Origin of the sequence: Paracoccus sp. T5, from assembly GCF_048538155.2 — a bacterium.
In the GTDB taxonomy this organism is placed as follows: domain Bacteria; phylum Pseudomonadota; class Alphaproteobacteria; order Rhodobacterales; family Rhodobacteraceae; genus Paracoccus.
Window position 1 is genome coordinate 2,703,529 of record NZ_CM135809.1, and the last position, 24,975, is coordinate 2,728,503.

A 24,975-nucleotide genomic window follows, 5' to 3' on the forward strand; every position below is an offset into this window, starting at 1 on the left:
CGAAAGGAAGCCCGCCGATGCGCCGATCGCGCCTTATCCGCCAGCTGATGGCAACCGCCCTGCCGATCACCCTGGTCATGGGCTCGGGCAGCGGCACCGCCACCGCGGACCCGCTGCTGGGGCGCACGATGTCCACCTATGGCCTGCCCGGCGGGATCGACACGCCGACGGCGGAAACTCTGCCCGACGGCACCCTGGGCGCGACGCTGTCCTGGTCGGACTATGCCCGGCGCGGCAACGTCTTCTTCCAGGCGCTGCCGGGCCTGACCGGGGTGCTGCGCTATGCCCGCGTGGACGGCATCAACGACTATCGCAGGGAGGGCTTCATCTCGGACCGCTCGCTGGACCTGCGCTACCAGGTGCTGGGTGAAGACGGGTGGCGCCCCGCGGTCGCGATCGGCGTCCAGGATTTTCTGGGAACGGGGGTCTATTCGGGCGAATATATCGTGGCCACGCGGTCGGTGACGCCAAGCGTCCGGGTCAGCGCGGGCCTGGGCTGGGGCGTGCTGGCCGGCAAGCCGCGCGTCATCGACATCAACGACAATGGCGGCACGGCGAATGTGGACCAGCTGTTCAGCGGCGGCGCCAAGCCCTTCGGCTCGGTCAGCTGGCAGGTGAACGACAAGCTGAACCTGGTCGCGGAATATTCCCAGGACCGCTACCTGGCCCGCTACAGCAACGGCGCCGAGTTCCAGCAAGGGGAGGAACCCGGCAGCAGGCTGAACCTGGCTGCGAACTATCAGATCGGCCGCAACTATTCAGCCGGGATCTATGCCATCGGCGGCGAGACGATCGGCGCGCAGGTGACCGTCGCCCTGAACCCGCGCGAGGCGGCCTATCCGTCAGGACTGGAAAAGGCCCCCGCGCCGGTGCGTCCCCGCCCCTCCCCCGCGGCCGACCCGGACGGATGGTCCGGCGCCTGGTCCCAGGACCCGACGGCGCAACCCGCGATCCAGAAGGCGCTTGGGGACGCGATGGCCAAGGAGGGCCAGCGGCTGGAATCCATGGCCCTGAGCGCAACCCGCGCCGAGGTGCGGCTGCGCAACCTGCGCTACATCAACCAGGCCGAGGCCATCGGGCGCACGGCGCGGCTGATGACCCGCGCGCTGCCGCCTTCGGTGGAAACCTTCGTGATCACATCGACCACCGACGGGATGCCGACCTCCTCGGTCACCCTGCGCCGCTCGGATGTCGAGCGGCTGGAGAACACCGATGCCGCCCGGATCGCGGCCGCGGCCAGCCTGACCGATGCCGCGCCCGGCGCGCCCGGTCTGGTGGCCACCGACGGGATCTATCCGCGCTTCCGCTGGTCGGTGAAGCCCTACCTGGACCTGGGCATCTTCAGCGCCGAGGACGGGCTGACCCACGAGGTCGGCGCCGAGGCGCACGCCAGCTATGAGATCATGCCGGGCCTGGTCGCCACCGGGGCGCTGCGCCAGCGGGCCTTCGGCGATATCGGCCAGCGCGGTCCCGCCATCGGTCTGCCCGGCACGCGCGGCGAATATTACACGCCCGAGGAATACGAGGCCGATCCCAGCCTGGAGACAACCCCTGAGGGCGTGCCGCGGGTGCGCTCGGACACGCGGATGTATACCGGCAATTCCAGCCCGGTGATCCCCGAGGCGACCTTGGCCTGGTATGCCAAACCCACATCGACGGTCTATACCCGCGTCACGGTCGGCCTGCTGGAGCGGTCCTTCGGCGGCGTCTCGACCGAGGCGCTGTGGAAGCCCGCCAATTCCCAGCTGGCCTTCGGGGCCGAGGTGAACCGCGTCAGAAAGCGCGACTTTGACCAGCTGTTCGACTTCCGCGACTACGAGGTCACGACGGGCCATGTCTCGGCCTATTATGAGTTCACCGAAGGTTTCACGGCCCAGCTGGACCTGGGCAAGTACCTGGCCGGCGACGTGGGCGCCACGGTGACGCTGGCCCGCGAGTTCGCCAATGGCTGGCAGGTCGGCGCCTATGCAACCAAGACCGACCTCAGCGCCGACGAATTCGGTGAGGGCAGCTTTGACAAGGGCATCACGCTGTCGATCCCGATCGGCTGGGCCACCGGCCAGGCCTCGCGTGACCGCGTGTCCACCAACCTGCGGTCGCTGTCGCGGGATGGTGGGGCGCGGCTGAACGTGAACGGCCGGCTTTACGACCGGGTGCGCGACAGCCACACGGTCGATCTTTACAAAGGCTGGGGGAGGTTCTGGCGATGAACGGCATGGTCAAGATCACGCTGGCGGCGTCGCTGCTGGCCGCCCTGTCCGCCTGCGGCAACAGTTCGGCCGACGAAGGCGGCGCAGGCCCCCTGGCGATCCTGGCGCAGACGGCGACGCAGGCCGTCGCGGCGCGCCGCGCGCCCGAGGCTCCTGCCGCCCCCGCCCGGTCGCCCCAGGATGCCGTGGCCGAGGCGCTGCGGGTCAATCAGGGCCCGCTGATCCAGGCGAGCTTCGAGAACCTGGGGCGCAGCCAGATCATGGCGATGACCGGCCAGAACGGCGCCATGCGCACCTTTATGACGCCGTCGGAGGAGGCGCTGATCCTGCGCAACGGGCTGCTGGTGGGCACGCGCGGCCTGGGCAACGACCTGTCGGTGGCCGAGCCGCAGCTGGAATCGGCCATCCGCGCCGGCGCGTCGGGCAGCGGCAGCCGCGTCATGCGCTATTATTCGGGCGACGGGCTGGAACGCCCGCTGCAGTTCGATTGCCGGACGGCGCCCGGCCCCAATGCCGGCGTGCTGGTGGAAAGCTGCGAAGGCCACGGCATCAGCTTCCAGAACAACTACATGGTGCAGGGCGGCGGCATCCCGGTGTCGCGGCAATGGATCGGGCCGGCCCTGGGCTATGTCACCATCCAGACCCTCCGCCCCTGAGGCGCCCCCTTCCGACACCAAGAAACCGGCCCTTTGCGGCCGGTTTTTTCATGTCCCGGAAGGGCGTCCCCGAAACGGAAAAGGGCCGGCCAATGGCCAGCCCTTTGAAAACGGACCCTCGAGGTGATCCGCTTTGATATCAGCTGTCGTCGTCGTCCGAAGCAACGGCGGCGATGACGCCCAGCAGCAGCAGGGCCGGAACCACCAGGCCAGCGTTGGTCGAGGCGGCTTGCTCTTCAACAACAACCGGTTCAACTTCAACGACGGGGGCGACGTAGCCACCGGCCAGAGCCGAGGTGGCGGTCAGGCCGAGAGCGGCAGCGAAAGTAGCGAATTTGGTCATGATCATGCTCCGTTTCGATTGAAAGCTGCCGTTTCCGGCAACATCGCTGCGACAGTTACACAATCCCGGCGGGTTGAAAAGCTGCATTGAATCAAATCCGCCGAGGGGTCGAGGGCACTGTTGCATATTGGCCAACACGCTCGAACCGGCTTCGTTCCCCCGCCTCCGAAGGCCCTGGGGACATGTGGCAAATCGGCACTAGGCGCGCCGGATCGCCTGCGACAGAAGGAAAAAAACGGCTGCCGCCGCGACGATTGAGGGACCGGCAGGCGTGTCGAGCCGCAGGCTGGACCACAGCCCCGCCAGCACCGATGCAGCGGCCACCAGGGCCGCGCCCAGGGCCATCCGCTCGGGCGTGCGGGCCCATCCGCGGGCGGCGGCGGCGGGCACGATCAGCAGGGCCGAAATCAGCAGCGATCCGACCACTCGAATCGCCAGGGCGACCACCACGGCCAGGGACAGGGACAGGATCAGCCGCTCGGTCCGCGGATCGATGCCCGCGGCCATGGCCAGCTCCTCGTTCAGGCTGGAGGTGACCAGCCGCTGCCAGCGCAGCACCAGCAGGCCCAGCACCAGCAGCGATCCGGTCCAGATCAGCACCAGATCCGACCTGCCGACCGCAAGGATATCGCCGAACAGGTAGCCGCTGAGATCGGTGCGCGCGGCCGGCACGAAGCTGATCGCCACCAGCCCGAAGGCCAGGGCGGAATGGGACAGCACGCCCAGCATCGTGTCCATGGCCTGCCCCCGCGACACCAGTGCCGAAACGAGGCAGGCCATGGCCGCCGCCACCGCCAGCGTCCCGGCATAGATCGAGATGTCGAAGGCCAGGGCCAGCGCCACCCCCAGGATCGCGGCATGGGCGGTGGAATCGCCGAAATAGGCCATGCGACGCCAGACCACGAAGCTGCCCAGGGGGCCGACCACCAAGGCCAGCCCAAGCCCCGCCAGCACGGCGCGCATGAAGAAATCGTCTAGCATGGAGGGAATCCTTGGGGCGACGCGTCAGGGCGTACCGGAGATTGCAGAGGACGGGCGGTGGTCATGGCCGCAGCCGGGGCCATGCACATGGGCAGGCACGGCCGACATGTGGTCATGATCATGGTCATGCTTGTGCCGATAGAGCGCCAGCGTGCCCTCGGCATCGGCGCCGAACAGCGCCAGGTATTCGGGCGCGCCGCTGACATGCTGGGGCGTCCCCTCGCAGCAGACATGCCCGTTCAGGCAGACCACCCGGTCCGACGACCGCATCACCACCAGCAGGTCATGGCTGACCATCAGGATCGCCGCGCCCGTCTCGCGGCGCACGTCCTCGATCAGCTTGTAGAAGGCGACGATGCCCGGCTGGTCCAGACCCTGCGTCGGCTCGTCCAGGACCAGCATGTGCGGCCGGCTCAGCAGCGCGCGCGCCAGCAGCACCCGCTGGAACTGCCCACCCGACAGCTGCGTCAGCTGCCGCGGCCCCAGGCCCGGCACGCCGGTGCGCGACAGGGCGGTCTCGGCCTCGGCATCGGTCACGCGGCGCGGCAGCGACAGAAAGCGGCGGACGGTCATCGGGATGGCCGTGTCCAGCTGCACCCGCTGCGGCACATAGCCGATGCGCAGACCCTTCCGCCGCGTCACCCGCCCCGAGGCCGGTGGCAGATGTCCCAGCAGCGCCCGGATCAGGGATGACTTGCCCGAACCGTTGGGGCCAACCACGGTCACGATCTCTCCGGGCAGGATGTGAAAGTCGATCCGGGTCAGAACCGGCTCGGACGTGCCGGGGCGGTGGATCGTCAGGCCTTGCGATTCGATCAGCGCGCTCATGCCGTGCCGTCCCGCTCGCCTTCGGCGGCGCAGGTGGCGCAGAGGCCCAAGGCCTCGATCGTCACCCGCTCGACCCGGAACCCGCCCTGCCCGGCCACCTCGCTCAGGGCGTCGCGCACGGGGGCGGCCGCGGCCTCGGCCACCTTGTCGCAGCTGCGGCAGATCAGGAAGGCCGGGTGGTGGTCATGGCCCGGATGCAGGCAGGCCGCAAAGGCGTTCAGCCGCTGCAGGCGATGCGCCAGCCCGTGCTGGACCAGGAATTCCAGCGCACGATAGGCCACGGGCGGCTGGCGCCCGAATCCCTCGGCCGCAAGGCGGTCCAGGACCTCATAGGCGCCCATGGCGCGGTGGCTTTCCAAGAGGATCTCCAGCGTGCGCCGCCGCACCGGGGTCAGGCGGGCGCCCTGCTCTGCCAGGCGCTCGGCCGCCTCGTCCAGGACGCGGTGCGCGCATTCCCGGTGGTCATGCGGCGCAAAGGTCGCGGCGATCTGGTCATCGGTCTGGGGCACGGTCGTCCTTCACGCCAAGGCGTTACTTTATTACATCCGGGTTGACTTGTTATCCTGTAACACGGAGAACCCGGTCATCGCAACAAACCCCAAGGAGTCCCCGATGCAACGCTCTGCCTGCGCCGCAGCGATCCTCTGGCTGGCCGCCAGCCCTGCCCTTGCCGTGCCCAGCGTGGTTGCGGATCTGGTGCCGACGGGCGCCCTTGTCCAGGACGTGATGGGCGATCTGGGCGATGTCCGCGTGCTGCTGCCGGGCGGCGCCAGCGCGCATCACTATCAGATGCGCCCGTCGGATGCGCAGGCGCTGCAATCGGCGGATCTTGTCTTCTGGATGGGTCCGTCGCTGACCCCTTGGCTGGCCCGTGCCACCGGGAACATCGACGATGAGGCTCAGGTCCGCCTGCTGGAGTTGCCGGGGCTGACCCTGCGCGGCTACGCGGGCGCGGAGGACCATGACGACCACGAGGCAGAGTCGCATGACGATCACGGTCATGACGACCAGGGGCACGAGGAAAACGCCCACGGCGATCATGGGCATGACCATGGTCACGACAGCCATGATGAGGCCGCCGAGGATCATGCCGACCACAGCCATGCCGGCACCGATCCCCATGCCTGGCTGGACCCGGACAATGCCGCCGTCTGGCTGACGGCCATCGCCGCCGCCCTGTCCCGCGAAGACCCCGAGAACGCCGCCACCTACCAGGCCAATGCCGATGCCGCGGCCGCGCGCATCGCGGCGCTGGACGCCACGCTCGGCGCACGTCTCGCGCCGCATGCGGGCCAGCGCTTTGTCGTCTTCCATGACGCCTATGGTTATTTCACCGACCATTTCGGGTTGCAGCCGGCAGTGCCTGTGTCCCTTGGCGATGCATCGACCCCCTCGGCGGCGCGGATCGGGCAGGTCCGCAGCCAGATCATCAAATCAGGGGCGGTCTGCGCCTTTCCGGAATACGCACATGACCCGGTCCTGATCGACACGGTGATTGAGGGCAGCAACGTCAGGCTGGGCGAGGAGCTGAGCCCCGAAGGTGGAACGCTGGAGCACGGCATCGGCCAGTATGACCGCCTGCTGACCAATATGGCCCAGACCCTCATCGCGTGCTTCGAGGCGGAATGACGCCGGTCGCAGGGGCCTTTCCAGCCTCTGCCCCGAAAACAACAAAATATGCGAGCCGCGCAGAAACCTGACTATTTTACTTTGACAAACCCGAATGAATTTGTCAGCTTTGCCTCATCACCAGCGCCATCCCCAAGAGGCTGATCATGACCGCAACGCGCCCTTCCGATTTCACCCGCCCCGGAACCTCGATCCTGGCCCGGCTTCCGCAGCATGATGCAACGCAGCTGACCCAAGGCGGCAACCAGGCCCTGATTGTCCTGGACGAACAGGTCTATCAGCTGCGCATCACCCGCGCCGGCAAGCTGATCCTGACGAAATAGGCCTTTAGGGCGTCCCTTGCCGCAAATGAAAAGGCCGGACCCTTCGGGGATCCGGCCTTTCCTGTTCGTCAGCCCCGCGGCATGCGCGGCTTGCCGCCGGGCTTGCCGCCCGGACGCGGGCCGCCACCCGCAGGACGATCGCCGCGCGGGCCAAAGCCCTTGCCGCCGCCTGCCGGGCGCGGCTTGCCCTGGAACTTGCCGCCGCCCTCACCGCGGGGACCCCCGAAGGGCTTGCGCCCCGCCTCGGCGCCCTCGCTACGCGGCTTGCCGTAGGCGGGACGGCCACCTGCAGCCCCTTCGGCACGCGGCTTACCATAAGGCTTGCGGTCGCCCTCGGCTCCCTCGGCGCGCGGCTTGCCATAGGCGGGACGGCCACCGGCAGCCCCTTCGGCACGCGGCTTGCCATAGGCGGGACGGCCACCGGCAGCCCCTTCGGCACGCGGCTTACCATAAGGCTTGCGGTCGCCCTCGGCACCCTCGGCGCGGGGTTTGCTATAGGGCTTGCGCACCTCGCCCGGCTTGCCGGCAAAGCGCGGCGGACGCGCATCGTCGCCCTGCCCGCCGCCGAACCGGCGACCCTCGGCGGCGTCGTTTTTCTTCCAGCGCGGCTTGTCCTCGAAGGACCGGGGACGATCGCCACCCCCGTCGCCCGGCTTGCCCTGCGGGCGCGGGCGGTCGCCGGGCTGGGCCGACTTGGCGCCCCAGCTGCGGGCAGGACGCTCGCCACGCGCCTCGTCGCGCCCACCCTCGTGCGGCGGCCGCGACGGCCGGTCGCCAAAGCTGCGCCCGCCGGGTTTGGCGGCGAAGGGACGGCCACCGGCCTCGCTCCGATCCTCGCGGCGCGGGCCCCGCGCACCCTCGGCGCCGCGCGGGCGCATCTCGCGCGGCTTCTCGTCGACCTCGCCGGTCAGCAACCCGCCCAGCTGGTCGCGCAGCACCTTGCGCTTGACCTCGGTCACCTGGTTCTTCTCCATGCCGGTCAGCTTGAAGGGACCATAGCCGATGCGGATCAGGCGGTTCACCTGCAGGCCCACATGCGCCATCGCGCGGCGGATCTCGCGGTTCTTGCCCTCGCGGATGCCGACGCTGATCCAGGCATTCGCCCCCTGCTGGCTGTCCAGCTTGATCTCCATGGGCGAGAAATCCTCGCCCTCGATGGTCACGCCCCGGCGCAGCGGGTCGAAGGTCATGTCCGACGGCGTGCCGTTCACCCGCACCCGATAGCGCCGCAGCCAGCCTGTCGCGGGCAGCTCCAGCCGGCGCTTCAGCTCTCCGTCGTTCGTCAACAGCAGCAGGCCTTCGGAATTGAGGTCAAGCCGGCCCACGGTCATCACCCGGGGCATGTCGCGCGGCAGCGCGTCAAAGACCGTCTGACGGCCCAGCTCGTCGTTCTCCGACGTGATCAGGCCCAGGGGCTTGTAATACAGCCACAGCCGCGTCTCCTGCGGCTCGTCCAGCTTCTTGCCGTCGACGGTGATCCGGTCGGTCGGCAGGACGTCCAGCGCGGGGCTGTCGATCTTCTTGCCGTTCACGCTGACGCGCCCCTCGACGATCATCCGCTCGGCCTCGCGGCGGCTGGCGACGCCGGCCCGGGCCATCACCTTGGCGATGCGGTCGGCATCGGTGCGCGGGGCGGACTGGGGGGTCTTGCGGTCGGGGGTCTGGTTGTCGGTCATGCGCATCTCCTTCGCATCGCTGCGGGGCAAAGAGGGTTCCCTACGCCCTTCCCCGTCACGTGGAAAGCCTTTCTTGCGCCCGCCCGTTCCTGTTGCCACAAGGCGGGGGATGTCCGCCTTCATCTCCCATATGCCGCAGGCCCTGGCCGAGGCCCGCGCCGCCGCCCGGCGCGGCGAGGTGCCGGTGGGCGCCGTGGTGACCGACCCGCAGGGCCGCGTCGTGGCCGCCGCCGGCAACCGCACGCGCGAATTCAGCGACCCGACTGCCCATGCCGAGATCCTGGCGATCCGCGCCGCCTGCGCGGCCCTGGGGTCCGAGCGGCTGCCGGGCCACGCCCTGTGGGTCACGCTGGAACCCTGCCCCATGTGCGCCGCCGCGATCTCGGCCGCGCGCATCGGCCGGCTCTATTACGGTGCGCCCGATGCGCGGATGGGCGGGGTGGCGCATGGGGCCCGCGTCTTCGACCATGCGCAATGCCATCATCGGCCGCAGGTCTATGACGGGCTGTCGGCCGGGCCCGCGCGGGCGCTGCTGCAGGAGTTCTTTGCCGCGCGCCGATGACGCCCCGGCCTTGAACCCGCCGGCCGACCTGCTTATACAGATCGGGCGCGGGTGTTGTGTAATGGTAAGACCCTAGCCTTCCAAGCTAGAGACACGGGTTCGATTCCCGTCACCCGCTCCAACTTTCCCCAGATGCCCGATTCGCGCGGAACAACATTCCGCCCTGTTCGTTGCCCTGTCACACAGACAGGAGACCATCATGCTCAAGTTCTTCGGCAGCGTTGCAGGAATCATCTTCATCATCGGCCTGCTGGTCGTGATCGGCATCCTGTCGCTGATCTTCTGACGCAGTCCTGCGGCCGAACTGGGCCGGGGGGCCCGTTGCAGCCCCCCGATCTGATGGCGGGTTTTCAGCCGCGCAGGGTCCCGCCGGTGGCCTTCTGAACCTTCTCGACCACCTTGCGGGCCACCGCTTCGATCTCGGCATCGGTCAGGGTCTTGTCGCGCGGCTGCATCCGGACCGAGATCGCGACGGATTTCTGCCCGCCCTCCAGCCCCGTGAACTGGTCAAACACCGAGACGCTCTGGATCAGCGCCTTGTCTGCCCCGGCAGCGGCATTGACCAGGGTCAGCGCCTCGACCTGCGGATCCACCACAAAGGCGAAGTCGCGTTCCACCGCCTGCAGTTCGGACAGGTCCAGCGCCGGGCGCGTGGGCGTCTTGGCCTTGGGGAAGGGCACGGCCGCCAACTGGATGGTAAAGCCGACAGCCGGCCCCTTCACGTCCATCTGGCGCAGCACCTTGGGGTGGATCTCGCCAAAACTTGCCAGCAGGTTGGGCCCAAGCGCGATGTTGCCCGCGCGGCCCGGATGCCACCAGCCCTCCAGCTTGCGGTTGATCTGGGCCTTGGCCGGTGCGCCGATCGCCTGCAGGATCGCCTCGGCGTCGGCCTTGGCGTCATAGAGGTCGACCTTGCGGCGGCTTCCAAAGGGATCACGCGGCGCGATCTGGCCCACCAGCAGCCCGCTGATGCGTACCGCCTGTTCGCCCGGTTCGCCGCCCGAAAAGACCGGCCCCAGTTCGAACAGCGCCAGGTCCGAAAAACCGCGCGCCTGGTTGCGCGCCGCCGCCTGCAGCAGGCCGGGCAGCAGGTCAGGACGCAGATGCGACATCTCACTGCTGATCGGGTTCTCGACCCGCACTGCATCCGCGCCGCCACCGAACAACGCGGCCGAGGCCTGATCGATGAAGCTGTAGGTGACGCATTCGTTGTAGCCCAAGGCCGCCGCCATGCGACGCGCGGTCTTTTCGCGGACCTGCAGCGGCGTCAGGACGGGCTGCGGCACGCCGGGTTGCGAGCGCGGCAGCGGCTTGCCCTGCAGCTTGGTCAGGCTGGCGATGCGGGCGATTTCCTCGACCAGATCGGCCTCGCCCAACACGTCGGGGCGCCAGGACGGGACATGCGCCATGTCGCAATCCAGCCGGAAGCCCAAGGCCTCCAGCGTAACGCGCTGATCGGATTCAGCGATGTCCATGCCCACCAGGCGGCTGGTCCGCTGCGGGTCCAGGCGATAGGCGCGGGTCGTGTCGGGCAGCGCCCCGGCGGTCACCACCTCTGACGCCTCGCCACCGCACAGGTCCATCACCATTCGCGTGGCCAGTTCCAGTCCCGGCAGGGTGAAGGCCGGGTCGATGCCGCGTTCGAAACGATAGCGCGCATCGCTGTTGATCTTCAGCGCGCGGCCGGTGGCGGCGGTGCTGATCGGGTCGAAATAAGCGGCCTCGATGAAGACGTCACGGGTCTTCTCGGACGCGCCCGAGGCCGCGCCGCCCATGACGCCTGCGATGCTTTCGGGACCGTGGTCGTCGCAGATCACCACTGCGCCTTCGGGCAGGGCATAGGTCTTGTCGTCCAAGGCCACCAGCTCCTCGCCCGCCCGCGCGCCGCGCAGGGTCAGGTTGCCCGTGACCTTGGCCGCGTCAAAGACGTGCAGCGGCCGGTTCAGGTCGAAGGTGAAGAAATTGGTGATGTCCACCAGCGCGTTGATCGGGCGCAGACCGATGGCCCGCAGCCGCTTTTGCAGCCAGGCGGGCGACGGGCCGTTCGTCACGCCCCGCACCACGCGGCCGGCAAAGAACGGCGCCTTGGCGGCCACGCCATCGTCGATGGTCACGCCTACCGGGCAGGGGAAGGTCCCCGGCACAGGGTCCACCGTCACCGGCTTCAGCACGCCCAGGCCGCGCGCGGCCAAGTCCCGGGCGATGCCGTGCACACCCAGGGCGTCGGGACGGTTCGGGGTGATCTTGATATGGATCATCGGGTCGATCTTCTCGGGTGCGTTCTGCGCCAGCCAGTCGACAAAGCGCTGGCCGACGTCGCCCGAGGGCAGTTCGATGATGCCGTCATGCTCTTCGGACAGTTCCAGCTCGCGTTCGCTGGCCATCATGCCGTGGCTTTCGATGCCGCGGATCTTGCCCACGCCAAGCGTGGTGTCGATGCCAGGGACATAGTCGCCGGGCTTGGCCAGCACGACCGTGATCCCTGCCCGCGCATTGGGGGCGCCGCAGACGATCTGCTTTTCGCCCTCATCCGTCATTACCCGGCAGACGCGCAGGCGGTCCGCGTCGGGATGGGGCTGCGCATCCTCGATCCGCGCCAGGGTGAAGGTTCCCAGCTTGGCCGCAGGGTCCGCAACCTCCTCGACCTCCAGGCCCAGGTCGGTCAGCGCCTCGGCGATCTGGTCGATGGTGGCGGTGGTCTCAAGATGCTCTTTGAGCCAGGACAGGGTGAACTTCATGGCGATCGGCTTTCCGGGTCCGGCCCGCTCGGGCAAGGGCGGGGGTGGGTTTGCTGCCTTGAAGCGCGCAGCGGGCCAAGGGTCAAGCCGCAACCGCGAATTTTGCCCCTTTCGGCGCCCCCGGTCGACTTGCCGTCCGGTCGCCGCCTGTCGGTCACCGTGATGAGGCCCTGTCATTCCCTGCCCTTTGGCCGCTTGGCGTCATGTGGGGCTGGCCCGGGCGCGTCCACCGCTTGCGCGCGCTGGTGTTACGGGGGTCGGGGCGCGACACCTTGCGCGGGGCGTGCGGGTTCCTATCTGTAGGGGGTCGGGCCAGAGGGGCCGGGCGCATGAGACAGGAGCCTGACGGATGGATACGCAGCGGGAATTGCTGATCGAGCAGCGCGTCGCGAACGAGGCGAAATCGCCGCTGGTCGCCTATCTGCTGCTGATCTTCCTGTGGGGCTTTGGCGTCCACCGCATGTATCTGGGCCGCTGGATGAGCGGGTTTCTGATGCTGGCCATCTGGGCGGTCGGCTGGCTGCTGACCCCGGTTCTGATCGGGTGGCCCGCCGTGGCCTTTGTCGCGCTGTGGTGCGTTTTCGACCTGTTCCTGATCCCCGGAATGGTCAATGCGGATCGCGAGGATATTCGGCGGCGGTTGAGGTAGGTTTTTAAAGGTTGCTAGTGGAGCCGCTACCTGATCAAAATATGCTAGAAACGCGCTACGCTGCCACACTTGCTGCTTCTGCTTGAGCAATGTTTTCTTTTCCGTTGCTATGCGAGCTTCATTCTCCGAGGGCGCGCATCACCAAGACGGTAATTGCGCTCGTCATCACTGGCAGAACTACAGAAACTGCTATGACCTTCAGGGTGCCGGTAACAGCACGGCGACCGCGTGCGTGCAATGTCTGCTGGCGCAAGTAAGCTAGACGATCGTGACCTGCCACCGGCAGTGAAATATACGTAATATCTGCGTTGGCTAAGAAAGACGCTTCAAGGATACCGGCTGATTGGAGCTTTCTAAGATAATACCTAACCTCAGGAAGGGGTATGTTCAGAAGCTCTCCCGAAGAACGATTGCCCACGGGAAGTGTGTTCCACAGATAGTTTCGACGGTCAGGCGCGACGTAGAAATGGATATCTTGAGGCGCGGCATCTTCCACAAGCTCAAGCAGCTGTCGTTCCGCCGCGTGATCCCATCTCACCTACTCAACCCACCACTGACACTCGGCACATCCCCCGCCGCGAAGCCGTAGTGCCTCAGCCACCGCAAATCGCTCTCGAAGAACGCGCGCAGATCGGGGATGCCGTATTTCAGCATGGCGATGCGGTCGATGCCCATGCCGAAGGCAAAGCCCTGCCACTGGTCCGGATCGATCCCGCCCGCGCGCAGGACGTGGGGATGGACCATGCCGGAGCCCAGGATTTCCAGCCAGGAATTGCCCTCGCCGATCTTCAGCTGGCCGCCTTCCCAGGAACAGCGGATGTCGACCTCGGCCGAGGGTTCGGTGAAGGGGAAATGCGAGGCGCGGAAGCGCAACTCGACCGAGGGGACCTCAAAGAAGGCGCGGCAGAATTCCTCCAGCGTCCATTTCAGATGCGCCATGGAGATGTCGCGGTCAATGGCCAGGCCCTCGATCTGGTGGAACATCGGCGTGTGCGTCTGGTCCATGTCCATGCGATAGACGCGGCCCGGCGCGATGACGCGGATGGGCGCACCCTGATCCTGCATGGCGCGGATCTGGACGGGTGAGGTATGGGTGCGCAGGACGTGCGGGGGTCGGTCGTCGCCGGGCGCGCGGTGCATGAAGAACGTGTCGTGCTCCTGGCGCGCGGGATGTTCGGGCGCGATGTTCAGCGCGTCGAAATTGTACCAGTCGCTTTCGACCTGCGGGCCTTCGGCTACGGCAAAGCCCATGTCGGCAAAGATCGCGGTGACCTCGTCCGTGACCTGGCTGATCGGGTGGATGCTGCCCTGGCGGCGCGGGCGGCCCGGCAGGGTCACGTCCAGCCATTCGTCCCTGAGGCGCGCATCCAGCGCCGCATCCTCCAGCGACAGCTTGCGGGCGCGTAGCGCGGCGTCGATCTCGTCGCGGATCTGGTTCAGGGCCTTGCCGGTGGTCTGGCGTTCCTCGGGCGTCATGCGGCCCAGTTCGCGCATCTTCAGGCTGATCTCGCCCTTCTTGCCCAGGGCGGCCAGGCGGACCTCCTCGATCGCGGCGGGGTCGGTGGCGGCGGTGATGCGGTCCAGCCATTGCTGGCGCAGCGGGGTCAGATCATCCATGGCGGGCCTCGTGTCAGAACTTGGGCTCGCGTTAGCATGGGCGGGCGCGCGGGGAAAGACCGCGCGCCCGCCCCGGTTCAGGCGGCGGTCATTTCCAGATGTCGCGGTTCACGCCCGGTGCGATGCGGGGGTGGCGGCCGATGTGGAACTGCGGCTCGATCCCGGCGCGGCGCTGGCTGAGATAGTCGGCCGTGACCTTGGCTACCGTGCCCGACAGCGCCACGATGGCGATGAGGTTGATCGTGGCCATCAGGCCCATGCTGGCATCGGCGAAGTTGAAGACGGTCGACACGGCCTGCAGCGAGCCCCAGACGACCATCCCGAGCGCCGCCAGGCGCAGCACCATGATGCCGGGCTTGCCCGCGCCCAGGAAGACCAGCGCGTTTTCGGCATAGCTGTAATTGCCGATGATCGAGGTGAAGGCGAAGAAGAAGATCGCCACGGCGACGAAGATGTGGCCGAATTCCCCGAAATGGTCGCTGAGCGCGGCCTGGGTCAGGTTGACGCCGGTCAGGTCGGCCGAGGGGATGACATCGGCCAGCAGGATCATCACGGCGGTGGCGGTGCAGACCAGGATCGTGTCGATGAAGACGCCCAGCGCCTGCACGAAGCCCTGGGACGAGGGGTGGTGCGGGTTCGGGACCGCGACGGCCGCGATGTTGGGGGCCGAGCCCATGCCGGCCTCGTTCGAGAAGAGGCCGCGCTTGATGCCGTTCAGCATGGCGGCCATGACGCCGCCGGTGACGCCGCCCACGGCCTCCTGCAGGCCGAAGGCGCTGCGGATGATGCCCAGCAGGATGGCCGGCACCTCGGTGATGTTCAGGGCCAGGACGACGACTGCGGCCAGCAGGTAGAGGCCCGCCATGACCGGAACGACCAGCTGCGCGGTGCGGGCGATCTGGGGGATGCCGCCGAAGATGATGACACCCGACAGCGCCGCCACGGCCAGCCCCACGATCCCTTCGTCGATGCCAAAGGCGCCCTCGACCGCCTGGGCGATGGAATTGGCCTGGACGGCGTTGAACACCAGGCCGAAGGCGATGATCAGCGCGACGGCGAAAAGGCCCGCCAGCCAGCGCAGGCCCAGCCCGCGCGAGATGTAATAGGCCGGGCCGCCGCGATACATGCCGTCGGGGCCATGAATTTTGTAAAGCTGCGCCAGCGTGGATTCGGCATAGGCCGTGGCCATGCCCACCAGCGCCACCATCCACATCCAGAAGATCGCGCCCGGACCGCCCAGGACCAGCGCCACCGCGACGCCCGCGATGTTGCCCGTGCCCACGCGGCTGGCCAGCGACACGGCCAGCGCCTGAAAGGGCGTGATGCCGTCGCGGTCGGTCACGCCCGAGCCGCGCACGCAGCGCCACATCTCGGCAAAATGGAGGAACTGCAGCAGGCCCAGCCGCGCGGTGAAGTAGATGCCGACGGCCAGCAGGCCGTAGATCAGCACATAGCCCCAGAAGATGGTGTTCAGAAAGTCGATGATCGCGGTCATGGCCCACTCCGCTGCCTGTTCAGGCGGCAGTCTGTAACAGCCCCGTGAGCAGCCGCAACCCTTGCGGGTCAGTCGCCGCGTGGCCGGACGGTCAGCCAGACGCCGCCTTCCGGGCGCAGCGTCAGGATCATGCGGGGCTGGGGATCGCGGCCCGGCACCCGGTCAAAGCGGAAGCGCGCCAGCAGCGTGGCAAGGATGATCACCGCCTCCTGCAGGGCAAAGCTGGACCCGATGCAGATGCGGGGGCCGGCGCCGAAGGGCAGGAAGGCATAGCGGTCGGGCGCGGTCAGGAAGCGGTCGGGATCGAAGGCATCGGGACGGTGCCAGAGCTGGTGGTGGCGGTGCAGCGCATAGATCGGCAGCATCACCGTGTCGCCCGGCCGCACCTCGCGCCCGCAGAGCCGGTCATGCGCCTGGGCGGTGCGCGACAGGAAGGCGGCGGGCGGGTAGAGACGCAGCGCCTCGTTCACGATGCGCAGGATCAGGGGCAGCGCGCCGAAATCGGCGGCAGTGGCGGCGCGGTCGCCCAAGGCGGCGCGCGCTTCGTCGGCGGCGGCCTGCTGGACGTCCTGGTCAAAGGCGCACAGGTACAGCGCCCAGGCCAGGGTCAGGGCGGTCGTCTCGTGCCCCGCCACGATGAAGGTCAGGAGGTTGTCCCGCAGCTCATCCCGGTTCATGCGGCGGCCGGACTCGGGGTCCTGCGCCACCAGCAGCAGGTCCAGAAGGTCGGGCGGCCCGTCCTTGGCGGCGGCGCGGGCACGGGCGGCGATGGCCTGGTCGGCCATGCCCTTCATCCGCCGGAGACCGGGGCCCGAAAAGAGCCGCCCCGGACGCGGAAGCCAGGCGGGCAGCCCCATGACGTCCAGAAGCGAGACCTTGGCCGCCTGGGCGATATAGGCATCGATCGAGTTGTGGACCGCGTCGCGGTCAAAGGTCCCGTCGCCCGAGAAGGTCACGTCCGAGATCACCTCGAAGGTCGCGGCCACCGTTTCCTCGAAGAGGTTCACCGGACCCCGCGCCGCAGCCAGGCGGCGGCAGGAGGCCTCGGCCGCGGCGGTCATGACCGGGCCCAGCCCGTCCACGTGGCGCTGCGCGAAGGCCGGGGCGGCGGCACGCCGCTGCCAGCGCCAATGCGCACCCTCGGCCACGAACAGGCTGTCGCCGATGGCCGGGTTCAGGATCAGCTTGGTGGTGGTGGATTTCGGGTAATCCTCGACCCGGTCCTTGAGGATGTGGCGCAGGGCCCCCGGGTCCATGACCATGTGCCAGCGCAGCCCGGTCTTGCCCGAGACGATGGGCTGGCGCGTGGCGATGGCGGGGATCAGCTCCAGCACGTTGCGGCGCGCGGTCATGGCGGTGCCCCAGAGGCCCAGCGGCCGGACGGCCAGCGGCACCTTGGCGGGATCGGCTGAGGGAAGGTCGAACATGCGGGCGGCCTTTCGACGGGGTCCGGACAGGCCCATGGTGGCCCAGGCCGGCGGCACACCGCAAGGCGCGGCAATGTCGCGGGCCCCATGAAAAAGGCCCCGCCGCAGCGGAGCCTCGTTCATCGACAGGCCAAGCAGGATCAGATGTCGTTGCCCAGCTTGCCCTTGACGGTGCCGGTCACGTCCTGGACGTCGCCCTTGGCCTTCTGGGCCTTGCCCTCGGCCTGCAGGCGCTCGTTGTCGGTCATGTCGCCCACGGCGTCCTTGACCGAGCCTGCGGTCTTGTTGGCGGCGGCTTTCAGCTTGTCGGTCATCTCGCCCATGAGAGGCTCCTTTCGGTGTTGTCTTGTTCATCATGACAACCCGTCGGGCGGGCATTCGTTCCCTTGCGGGGAGCCCCAACGACAAAGGCCCGCCCCCTTTCGGGAGCGGGCCTTCGCGGAGCAACAGGTCTGCGCGATCAGGCGGCGGCCTTGGCCTGGGCGACGATCGCACCGAAGGCTTCGGGCTCGTTCACGGCCAGGTCGGCCAGCACCTTGCGGTCAACCTCGATGCCGGCTTTCGACAGCAGGTTGATGAAGCGCGAATAGGTCATTTCAGCATCGACCAGGCGGACGGCGGCGTTGATGCGCTGGATCCACAGGGCGCGGAAGTTGCGCTTGCGGTTCTTGCGGTCGCGGGTCGCGTACTGGTTGGCCTTGTCGACGGCCTGGGTGGCGGTGCGGAAGTTCCGCGAACGGGCGCCGTAATAGCCCTTGGCTTGCTCAAGGACCTTCTTGTGGCGGGCGTGGGTGACCTTGCCGGATTTAACTCGTGCCATTGTTCAGTCCTCGGATCAGCGGTTGTAGGGCATGTATTTCTTGACGATCTTGGCATCAGCGTCAGACATGACGGTGGTGCCGCGTGCGTCGCGAATGAACTTGGTCGTGCGCTTGATCATGCCGTGGCGCTTGCCGGCCTGGCCGGATTTCACCTTGCCCGAGGCCGTGAACGAGAACCGCTTCTTGGCAGCGGATTTGGTCTTCATCTTCGGCATTTTCGTCTCCTTCATCAGAGTGAACGCGCGACTCGGCAATGCCACATGGGCCGGCCGCACGGATCGGAAGCGCGCCGTATAGGCGGGCGCGCGGCGATTGGCAAGGGCTCAGCGCGTTGCCGCGTCGCCCGTGACACTGCCCAGCGCGGCGGGAATGTCGCCGGGCCGGAAGGGTTCGGGATCCAGCAGGGCGCCCGCGAACAGCGCCAGGATGCCGGCAATCAGGCAGATCACAGCCGCCCGCGGTGCCCGCGTCTGCATCAGCTGGATCACTGCCAGCACCACCGAGAGGATGCAAAGCGCGACGCCCAGCACCAGAAGTAAATCGGACATGACTGCCACCCCCTTTTGTTCGGCCTGCTCCGGTTATTCCGGGTCGGACGCAAAGATCAAGCGTTCATCGCAGGGGGCGATGCGCAGGATGTTGGTGGTGCCCGCGACGTTGAAGGGCACGCCGGCCATCACCACGACCTTGCGCGATTCATCCGCAAAGCCGTAATCGCGGGCCGCGCGGGTGCCGTTGACCACCGCCTCCTTGAAGCGTGACAGGCGCGGCACGATGACGCAATGCGTCCCCCAGGTCAGCGTCATGCGGCGGGTGACCGATTCGATCGGGCTGAGCGCGATGATCGGCACGCGCGGGCGTTCGCGCGCCACTAGGCTGACCGTGGTGCCCGACTGCGTGAAGGCGCAGATCGCCGCCACGTCGGTCGTCTCGGCGATCTCGCGCGCGGCGGTCACGATGGCGTCGGGGACCGAGGAGAGGCTGGCCTTGCGCGCCGCCTCGATGATCGAGCGATAGTTGGGGTCCGCCTCGACCGAGCGGGCGACGTTGTCCATCGTGCGCACCGCGTCGATCGGATAATTGCCGGCGGCGCTTTCGGCCGACAGCATGACCGCGTCGGCGCCTTCATAGATGGCGTTGGCGACGTCGCTGACTTCGGCCCGGGTGGGCATCGGGCTGTCGATCATCGATTCCAGCATCTGGGTGGCCACGATTACCGGCTTGGCGGCGCTGCGGCAGAGGCGCACCAGGCGCTTCTGGATCGGCGGCACGGAATGGACAGGCAGTTCGACGCCCAGGTCGCCGCGGGCGACCATGATCCCGTCCGAGGCCTTGAGGATCTCGTCGAAGGCGCGGACGGCGGCGGGCTTCTCGATCTTGGACAGGATCGCGGCGCGGCCCTGGGCCAGGGCCTTGGCCTCCTCGACGTCCTCGGCGCGCTGCACGAAGGACAGGGCCAGCCAGTCGACGCCCAGCTGGCAGGCGAATTCCAGGTCGGCGCGGTCCTTGTCCGACAGCGCCGCCAGCGGCAGCACCACGTCGGGGACGTTCACGCCCTTGCGGTCGCTGATCGTGCCACCGACGGTGACGGTGCAATCGGCAAAATCGGCGCCACATTTCTGGACCTGCAGGCGGATCTTGCCGTCATTGACCAAAAGGTCGCTGCCCTCGATCAGGGCCGCGAAGATCTCGGGATGGGGCAGCTGGACGCGGTGGCTGTCGCCGGGTTCGGGCGAGAGGTCGAACCGGAAGGCGTCGCCCTCTTCCAGCTCGTGCGCGCCGGCGGTGAACTGGCCCACCCGCAGCTTGGGGCCCTGGAGGTCGGCCAGGATGGCGATCGGACGGCCGGTCTCGGCCTCGATCTCGCGGATCGTGTCGTAACGCGCACGGTGATCATCGTGGCTGCCATGGCTCATGTTCAGGCGGAACACGTCGGCCCCGGCATCGAACAAGGCCCGGATCACGTCCTTGGTGGAGGACGCAGGTCCAAGGGTTGCCACGATCTTCACGTTGCGGTGTCGTCTCATCATCATCCCGCCCTTTCAGGTTTAGCGCTATCTATGCCGCAATCGCGACGTGGCGGCAACTGGCGTCTGTCCGCCATCCGTCGTAGACAACGCTGACCATGACCGATGACAGCATCATGACCGACCGCCCCTTCTGGACCGAGGGCGAGGTTCGTTCCTCGCGCTGGCTGATCACCTGCGACCATGCCACGAACCGCGTGCCAGACTGGGTGGGCGGGGGCCGGCTGGGCATCGCCGAGGCCGACATGGCCCGCCATATCGCCTTCGATGTGGGGGCGGCGGGGCTGGCCTCGCGGCTGGGCCGGCTGCTGGAGGCGCCGGCGATCTTCAGCGACTTCTCGCGCCTGGTGATCGACCCGAACCGGGGCGAGGACGATCCCACGCTGCTGATGCGGCTCTACGACGGCACGGTGATCCCCGCCAACAAGCTGGCCGATGCCGGGGAGCGGATGCGGCGGCTGGACCGGCTGCACCGCCCCTATCACGCCGCGCTGGAGCGGCTGGCCGCGCGACATCCCGCGCGCTGCATCTGCGCCGTCCACAGCTTTACACGGCAGCTGCGCGGCCGCCCGCCGCGGCCCTGGCAGGTCGGCATCCTTTATTCCCATGCCGATGCGCGGCTGGGCCCGGCCATGGTCGAGGCTTGCCGGGACGAGGGCTGGATCACCGGCGAGAACCAGCCCTATGACGGGCATCTGCAGGGCGACAGCATCGACCGGCACGCGCTGGCGCATGGGCGGCCGAACATGCTGATCGAGGTCAGGAACGACCTGATCGCCACGCCCGAGGGGCAGCAGCTCTGGGCCGAGCGCCTGGCGGGGGTGATCACGCGGGTGCTGGCCGAAAGCGGTCTCTGAGGCCGGGGCGTCACAAGGGGGCCAGCCCCCATCGCCTTTCGGTGATCCCCCGGGGGTATTTGAGCAACGGAGAGGCAGGCAGGGCGACGGCCGGGTTCCGGGCGCGACAGCGGGGGGAGCTGGGGCCAGCCCCGCCGTCGCGGGACGCCATCAGACCGCGGTCTTGAGGCTTTCCTCCAGGTAGATCTCGCGCAGGCGGGTGGCGACGGGACCGACCGCGCCCGCGCCCACCTTGGCGCCGTCGATCGAGACAACGGGCATGACGAAGGCCGAGGCCGAGGTGATGAAGGCCTCGTCGGCCTCCTGCGCTTCGGCGATGGTGAAGCTGCGTTCCTCGACCTGCATCTGCGCCTCGCGGGCAAAGCGCAGGACGGCGGCGCGGGTGATGCCGTGCAGGATGTCGTGGCTCAGCTCGCGCGTGATGATGCGGTTGCCCTTGACGATATAGGCGTTGTTGGAGGTGCCCTCGGTCACGCGGCCCTCCTCGACCATCCAGGCGTCGTCGGCACCGCGCGCCTTGGCCTCCATCTTGGCCATCGACGGATAGAGGAGCTGCACCGTCTTGATGTCGCGGCGGCCCCAGCGCAGGTCCTCGACGCTGACGACCGTCCAGCCGGTCTTGGCGGCGGGCGCATCGGCCAAGCCGGGCTTGGACTGCGTGAACATCACCACCGTGGGCCGGGTGCCCGCAGGGGGATAGGCGAAATCGCGGTCGCCCGGATTGCCGCGCGTGACCTGCAGATAGACCAGCCCGTCGGTGATCCCGTTCTGCGCGACAAGGTCGCGATGTGCGGCCAGGTAATCGTCATCCGACAGCGGGTTGTCGATGGCCAGTTCCGACAGCGACCGCTTCAGCCGCACCATGTGCCCGTCGAAGTCGATCAGCTTGCCGCCCAGGACGCTGACCACCTCGTAGACGCCATCCGCCATCAGGAAGCCGCGGTCGAAGACCGAGACATGGGCCTGATCTTCGGGAACGTAATCGCCATTCACATAAACCGTCCGCGTCATGGGGTCCTCCGTGCCGTCGCGTGTGGCCGGGTCCTGCGCCCAAATCCGGTGACAGGTCAAGAACCCCGCCCGATGCCGCAGTGCGGAATTAGGACTTGATGCGACCGCCGCGCAACTTTATTACCGCATCAAGCCGCAATCTTTACGAACAGGACCCGAGCATGAGTTTCCGCAGCCAGCCCCTGCCCCCTGCCCGCCTGAACCGCTGCCAGCTGTTCGGCCCCGGCTCGCGGGAGGCGCTGTTCGAGAAGATGGCGAAATCGGCCGCCGACGTGATCAACCTGGACCTGGAGGATTCGGTCGCCCCCGACGACAAGGCCCGGGCGCGGGCCAACATCATCCAGGCGATCGGCGACATCGACTGGGGCACCAAGACGCTGTCGGTGCGCATCAACGGGCTGGACACGCCCTACTGGTACCGCGACGTGGTGGACCTGCTGGAGCAGGCGGGCGACCGGCTGGACCAGATCATGATCCCCAAGGCCGGCTGCGCCGCCGACATCTATGCCGTCGATGCGCTGGTCACCGCCATCGAACGTGCCAAGGGCCGGTCCAGGCCGACCAACTTCGAGGTGATCATCGAAAGCGCCGCAGGCATCTGCCATGTCGAAGAGATCGCCGCATCCTCGCCGCGGATGCAGGCGATCAGCCTGGGGGCCGCGGATTTCGCGGCATCGATGGGCATGGCCACGACGGGCATCGGCGGCACGCAGGAGAACTATTACATGATCCGCGAGGGCCAGAAATACTGGCCGGACCCCTGGCACTGGGCGCAGACGGCCATCGTGGCGGCCTGCCGGACGCATGGGCTGTTGCCGGTTGACGGGCCCTTTGGCGATTTCAGCGACAGCGACGGCTTCGTGGCGCAGGCGCGCCGGTCTGCGACCCTGGGCATGGTCGGCAAATGGGCGATCCATCCCAGCCAGATCGCCCTGGCCAACGAGGTCTTTTCGCCCAACGAGGCCGCCGTCACCGAGGCGCGCGAGATCCTGGCCGCGATGGAAAAGGCCAAGGCCGAGGGCGCGGGCGCCACGGTCTACAAGGGGCGGCTGGTCGACATCGCCTCGATCAAGCAGGCCGAGGTGATCGTTCGCCAGTCCGAACTGATCGGCGCCTGAGAAACACCCCGCGAACCGCTCCAGTGGAGGGGAACGGTTCGCACAATGGGGGAGGAGAGGCCCCGCGATCCGTCGCGGGGCCTTGATGCATCAGGCCCGGCGCAGCTTGCGGAAGGCGGCCGAGGCGCCCCAGCCCGCGATGACCGCCACCGCCAGCGACATCAGCCCGTAGAGCAGCGGCTGCTGGAAGGCCAGGACATAGAGCCAGCGTTCCAGCCCGACCTTGCGCACCTCGATGGCGGCGCGATAGGCGTCGATCACCTGTCCCTCGCGCAGCAGGAAGATGCGGGCGCGATAATCGCCCTCCAGCAGGTTGGCGGGCAGGCGGATGTCGGTGCGAAACAGCGTATCCTCGACCAGCGTCACCGAACCCTCGTCCAGGCGGTAATGGCCGTTCTGCTGGCGCAGGCGGATCAGCGCCTCGGTGAAGGGGACACTGTCCTCGACCTCGGGGGCGCCCTCGAAGCCGCGCATCACCAGGGGCAGCGAAATGCGGTAGCGGTTGTCCCAGTCGGGCGACAGGATTTCGTCCAGCGGCCCGGTCGTGGCCACCGCGTAAAAGCTGGGCGCGGCGCCGATCTCGACCCGGTCGGTGTTGACCCAGATGCCGGCGCGGCGGCTTTTCTGCCAGATGGTCAGCGGCTGGCTGGGGGCTTCGATCGTCACGATCACATCAAGGTCGCCCTCGGGGATCGGCGTCTCGCGCCGGACCGCGCCATAGATCAGGATGTCCGAGCCGTCGAAGCTGGTGGTGATCGCCACGGAACTGTCGGACAGGCCGGCCACGACCTGTTCGGGCGCTTCGATCCTTTCGGCCGCCTCGCCGCTGCGCGACCGGCCGGGATCGGGGAACAGCGGCCATTGCCCCGGCGTGGCCACCGGCGGCAGCAGCCCCCCCTGCGGATCGGCGGGCATGGTCGAGCCGGTGCCCTGCGCCCCCGCCGCGCCAGGCAGGCCAAGCGCCAGGATCAGCGCCAGCGCGCGCATCAGCGGCTCCTCGTGCTGATCGAGTAGAGATCGTCGGGCGTCAGGAACAGGTCCAGCGCCAGCTTGAAGCAGACCGCCAGCACCAGCAGCGCCAGCAGGATGCGCAGCTGTTCGGCCCGGAGCCGCGCACCCAGCGTGGTGCCGATCTGCGCGCCGACGACGCCGCCCACGATCAGCAGCACCGCCAGCATCACGTCTACCGTGTTGTAGTTGACCGCATGCATCAGCGTGGTGAAGGCGGTCACGAAGGTGATCTGGAACAGCGAGGTCCCCACCACGACCTTGGTGGGCATCCCCAGCAGGTAGATCATCGCAGGCACCATGATGAAGCCGCCGCCCACGCCCATGATGGCCGCCAGCACCCCCACCGCGACGCCCACCAGGGCCGGGGGAATGACGCTGATATAGAGGCCCGAGGCGCGGAACTTCATCTTCAGCGGCAGGCGGTGGACCCAGTTGTGCTGATGCAGGCGCCGCCGGCCGGTCGCGTGGCGGGCACGGCGCAGGGCGCGGATGCTTTCCTGCAGCATCATCGCACCGATCAGCCCCAGGAAGACCACGTAGCACAGCTGCACGACCAGTTCGACCTGGCCCACGCGCCGCAGGAGGTTGAAGACCAGGACGCCCAGGGCCGAGCCGATCAGGCCGCCGACCAGCAGCACGCCGCCCATGCGGAAATCGACCGTCTTGCGCCGCATATGCGCCAGCACGCCCGAGACAGACGACGCGACGACCTGGTTGGCGCCCGTGGCCACCGCGATGGCGGGGGGAATGCCGATGAAGAACAAAAGCGGCGTGATCAGGAAGCCGCCGCCGACGCCGAAGAGGCCGCTCATCACGCCGACCAGGCCCCCCAGCCCCACCAGCGTGAAGGCGTTGACCGACACTTCGGCGATGGGAAGGAAGATCTGCATCGGGTCTCGACCTGTTGAGCCGGTTCAGGATGCAACGGGCCGCCAGCCACGTCAAACCGCTTTGCCACCGAAGGCCCGCGCATGCAGGAACGGGTTGAAGCGCGGG

27 protein-coding genes and 1 tRNA gene are annotated in these 24,975 nt (G+C 68.0%); 10 read left to right on the forward strand and 18 right to left on the reverse strand.

The window, feature by feature from the left end:
* Positions 1-17: 17 nt before the first annotated feature.
* On the forward strand, positions 18-2,210 hold the full coding sequence (locus ACNR9W_RS13240) for a YjbH domain-containing protein (RefSeq protein ID WP_419271183.1): 2,193 nt from the start codon (positions 18-20) through the stop codon (positions 2,208-2,210).
* The gene (locus tag ACNR9W_RS13245) at positions 2,207-2,866 is read left to right on the forward strand and encodes a YjbF family lipoprotein (protein ID WP_419271184.1); all 660 of its coding nucleotides are present in this window, start codon (positions 2,207-2,209) and stop codon (positions 2,864-2,866) included. Before ACNR9W_RS13240 ends, ACNR9W_RS13245 begins: the two co-directional genes overlap by 4 nt.
* A gap of 139 nt (positions 2,867-3,005) precedes the next feature.
* Here ACNR9W_RS13245 and ACNR9W_RS13250 read toward each other — a convergent pair whose 3' ends face one another.
* The 4 genes from ACNR9W_RS13250 to ACNR9W_RS13265 form a co-directional block, all read right to left on the reverse strand.
* A complete protein-coding gene (locus ACNR9W_RS13250; protein WP_419271185.1) occupies positions 3,006-3,215 on the reverse strand; it encodes a hypothetical protein in 210 nt (69 codons plus the stop codon).
* Between the two features lie 192 nt (positions 3,216-3,407).
* On the reverse strand, positions 3,408-4,190 hold the full coding sequence (locus ACNR9W_RS13255; protein WP_419271186.1) for a metal ABC transporter permease: 783 nt from the start codon (positions 4,188-4,190) through the stop codon (positions 3,408-3,410).
* 24 nt (positions 4,191-4,214) lie between these two features.
* Positions 4,215-5,018 carry a metal ABC transporter ATP-binding protein gene (locus ACNR9W_RS13260; RefSeq protein ID WP_419271187.1) on the reverse strand — a complete coding sequence of 268 codons (804 nt, stop codon included), beginning with the start codon at positions 5,016-5,018 and terminating at the stop codon, positions 4,215-4,217.
* Positions 5,015-5,527: a Fur family transcriptional regulator gene (locus ACNR9W_RS13265; RefSeq protein WP_419271188.1), complete on the reverse strand. Its 513-nt coding sequence runs from the start codon at positions 5,525-5,527 to the stop codon at positions 5,015-5,017. Before ACNR9W_RS13265 ends, ACNR9W_RS13260 begins: the two co-directional genes overlap by 4 nt.
* Positions 5,528-5,630: 103 nt before the next feature.
* Between ACNR9W_RS13265 and ACNR9W_RS13270 the strand changes: the two genes are divergently transcribed.
* Complete coding sequence (locus ACNR9W_RS13270) at positions 5,631-6,647, forward strand: zinc ABC transporter substrate-binding protein (protein ID WP_419271189.1); 1,017 nt, start codon at positions 5,631-5,633, stop codon at positions 6,645-6,647.
* A gap of 146 nt (positions 6,648-6,793) precedes the next feature.
* Positions 6,794-6,970 (forward strand): hemin uptake protein HemP, encoded by a 177-nt coding sequence (gene hemP / locus ACNR9W_RS13275; RefSeq protein WP_111301680.1) that lies wholly within the window; start codon positions 6,794-6,796, stop codon positions 6,968-6,970.
* Positions 6,971-7,038: 68 nt separating this feature from the next.
* On the opposite strand, the gene ACNR9W_RS13280 is transcribed toward hemP, so the two are convergent.
* Positions 7,039-8,646, reverse strand: coding sequence for a pseudouridine synthase (locus tag ACNR9W_RS13280; RefSeq protein ID WP_419271190.1), 1,608 nt, complete (start codon positions 8,644-8,646; stop codon positions 7,039-7,041).
* A gap of 109 nt (positions 8,647-8,755) precedes the next feature.
* Between ACNR9W_RS13280 and ACNR9W_RS13285 the strand changes: the two genes are divergently transcribed.
* The 3 genes from ACNR9W_RS13285 to ACNR9W_RS13295 all read left to right on the forward strand — a co-directional run bounded on the left by ACNR9W_RS13285 (position 8,756) and on the right by ACNR9W_RS13295 (position 9,494).
* On the forward strand, positions 8,756-9,208 hold the full coding sequence (locus ACNR9W_RS13285; RefSeq protein ID WP_419271191.1) for a nucleoside deaminase: 453 nt from the start codon (positions 8,756-8,758) through the stop codon (positions 9,206-9,208).
* Positions 9,209-9,255: 47 nt separating this feature from the next.
* Positions 9,256-9,329 (forward strand) — tRNA-Gly (locus ACNR9W_RS13290).
* Between the two features lie 78 nt (positions 9,330-9,407).
* Positions 9,408-9,494, forward strand: a complete 87-nt coding sequence (locus ACNR9W_RS13295) for a small membrane protein YohP (RefSeq protein ID WP_458478739.1) — start codon at positions 9,408-9,410, stop codon at positions 9,492-9,494.
* Between the two features lie 64 nt (positions 9,495-9,558).
* On the opposite strand, the gene pheT is transcribed toward ACNR9W_RS13295, so the two are convergent.
* Positions 9,559-11,946 (reverse strand): phenylalanine--tRNA ligase subunit beta, encoded by a 2,388-nt coding sequence (gene pheT / locus ACNR9W_RS13300; RefSeq protein ID WP_419271192.1) that lies wholly within the window; start codon positions 11,944-11,946, stop codon positions 9,559-9,561.
* A 349-nt stretch (positions 11,947-12,295) separates the two neighbouring features.
* Here pheT and ACNR9W_RS13305 point away from each other — a divergent pair, with 349 nt between their 5' ends.
* Positions 12,296-12,595: a TM2 domain-containing protein gene (locus ACNR9W_RS13305; RefSeq protein ID WP_419271193.1), complete on the forward strand. Its 300-nt coding sequence runs from the start codon at positions 12,296-12,298 to the stop codon at positions 12,593-12,595.
* Between the two features lie 118 nt (positions 12,596-12,713).
* Here ACNR9W_RS13305 and ACNR9W_RS13310 read toward each other — a convergent pair whose 3' ends face one another.
* The 9 genes from ACNR9W_RS13310 to pyk all read right to left on the reverse strand — a co-directional run bounded on the left by ACNR9W_RS13310 (position 12,714) and on the right by pyk (position 19,982).
* Positions 12,714-13,133 carry a hypothetical protein gene (locus tag ACNR9W_RS13310; RefSeq protein ID WP_419271194.1) on the reverse strand — a complete coding sequence of 140 codons (420 nt, stop codon included), beginning with the start codon at positions 13,131-13,133 and terminating at the stop codon, positions 12,714-12,716.
* The gene (gene pheS, locus ACNR9W_RS13315; protein WP_419271195.1) at positions 13,130-14,212 is read right to left on the reverse strand and encodes a phenylalanine--tRNA ligase subunit alpha; all 1,083 of its coding nucleotides are present in this window, start codon (positions 14,210-14,212) and stop codon (positions 13,130-13,132) included. Before pheS ends, ACNR9W_RS13310 begins: the two co-directional genes overlap by 4 nt.
* Before the next feature lie 88 nt (positions 14,213-14,300).
* Entirely contained in the window at positions 14,301-15,707 is a 1,407-nt protein-coding gene (locus tag ACNR9W_RS13320) for an alanine/glycine:cation symporter family protein (protein WP_419271196.1), read from the reverse strand.
* A 68-nt stretch (positions 15,708-15,775) separates the two neighbouring features.
* The gene (locus ACNR9W_RS13325) at positions 15,776-17,134 is read right to left on the reverse strand and encodes a cytochrome P450 (RefSeq protein WP_419271197.1); all 1,359 of its coding nucleotides are present in this window, start codon (positions 17,132-17,134) and stop codon (positions 15,776-15,778) included.
* 140 nt (positions 17,135-17,274) lie between these two features.
* Positions 17,275-17,457 (reverse strand): CsbD family protein, encoded by a 183-nt coding sequence (locus ACNR9W_RS13330; protein ID WP_419271198.1) that lies wholly within the window; start codon positions 17,455-17,457, stop codon positions 17,275-17,277.
* A gap of 137 nt (positions 17,458-17,594) precedes the next feature.
* Entirely contained in the window at positions 17,595-17,954 is a 360-nt protein-coding gene (gene rplT, locus ACNR9W_RS13335) for a 50S ribosomal protein L20 (RefSeq protein WP_419271199.1), read from the reverse strand.
* 15 nt (positions 17,955-17,969) lie between these two features.
* Positions 17,970-18,170, reverse strand: coding sequence for a 50S ribosomal protein L35 (rpmI, locus tag ACNR9W_RS13340; protein ID WP_119886767.1), 201 nt, complete (start codon positions 18,168-18,170; stop codon positions 17,970-17,972).
* A 108-nt stretch (positions 18,171-18,278) separates the two neighbouring features.
* Positions 18,279-18,503 carry a hypothetical protein gene (locus ACNR9W_RS13345; RefSeq protein WP_419271200.1) on the reverse strand — a complete coding sequence of 75 codons (225 nt, stop codon included), beginning with the start codon at positions 18,501-18,503 and terminating at the stop codon, positions 18,279-18,281.
* A gap of 33 nt (positions 18,504-18,536) precedes the next feature.
* Positions 18,537-19,982: a pyruvate kinase gene (gene pyk, locus ACNR9W_RS13350; protein ID WP_419271201.1), complete on the reverse strand. Its 1,446-nt coding sequence runs from the start codon at positions 19,980-19,982 to the stop codon at positions 18,537-18,539.
* Positions 19,983-20,098: 116 nt separating this feature from the next.
* Between pyk and ACNR9W_RS13355 the strand changes: the two genes are divergently transcribed.
* A complete protein-coding gene (locus ACNR9W_RS13355; protein ID WP_419271212.1) occupies positions 20,099-20,839 on the forward strand; it encodes an N-formylglutamate amidohydrolase in 741 nt (246 codons plus the stop codon).
* Positions 20,840-20,989: 150 nt separating this feature from the next.
* On the opposite strand, the gene ACNR9W_RS13360 is transcribed toward ACNR9W_RS13355, so the two are convergent.
* A complete protein-coding gene (locus ACNR9W_RS13360; protein WP_419271202.1) occupies positions 20,990-21,850 on the reverse strand; it encodes a D-amino-acid transaminase in 861 nt (286 codons plus the stop codon).
* A gap of 161 nt (positions 21,851-22,011) precedes the next feature.
* Between ACNR9W_RS13360 and ACNR9W_RS13365 the strand changes: the two genes are divergently transcribed.
* A complete protein-coding gene (locus ACNR9W_RS13365; protein WP_419271203.1) occupies positions 22,012-22,968 on the forward strand; it encodes an L-malyl-CoA/beta-methylmalyl-CoA lyase in 957 nt (318 codons plus the stop codon).
* A 90-nt stretch (positions 22,969-23,058) separates the two neighbouring features.
* On the opposite strand, the gene ACNR9W_RS13370 is transcribed toward ACNR9W_RS13365, so the two are convergent.
* Together ACNR9W_RS13370 and ACNR9W_RS13375 are read right to left on the reverse strand one after the other, a co-directional pair.
* The gene (locus tag ACNR9W_RS13370; protein WP_419271213.1) at positions 23,059-23,958 is read right to left on the reverse strand and encodes a TIGR02186 family protein; all 900 of its coding nucleotides are present in this window, start codon (positions 23,956-23,958) and stop codon (positions 23,059-23,061) included.
* Positions 23,955-24,869: a sulfite exporter TauE/SafE family protein gene (locus tag ACNR9W_RS13375; RefSeq protein WP_419271204.1), complete on the reverse strand. Its 915-nt coding sequence runs from the start codon at positions 24,867-24,869 to the stop codon at positions 23,955-23,957. The genes ACNR9W_RS13370 and ACNR9W_RS13375 overlap by 4 nt, the downstream gene beginning before the upstream one ends.
* Between the last annotated feature and the right edge of the window lie 106 nt (positions 24,870-24,975).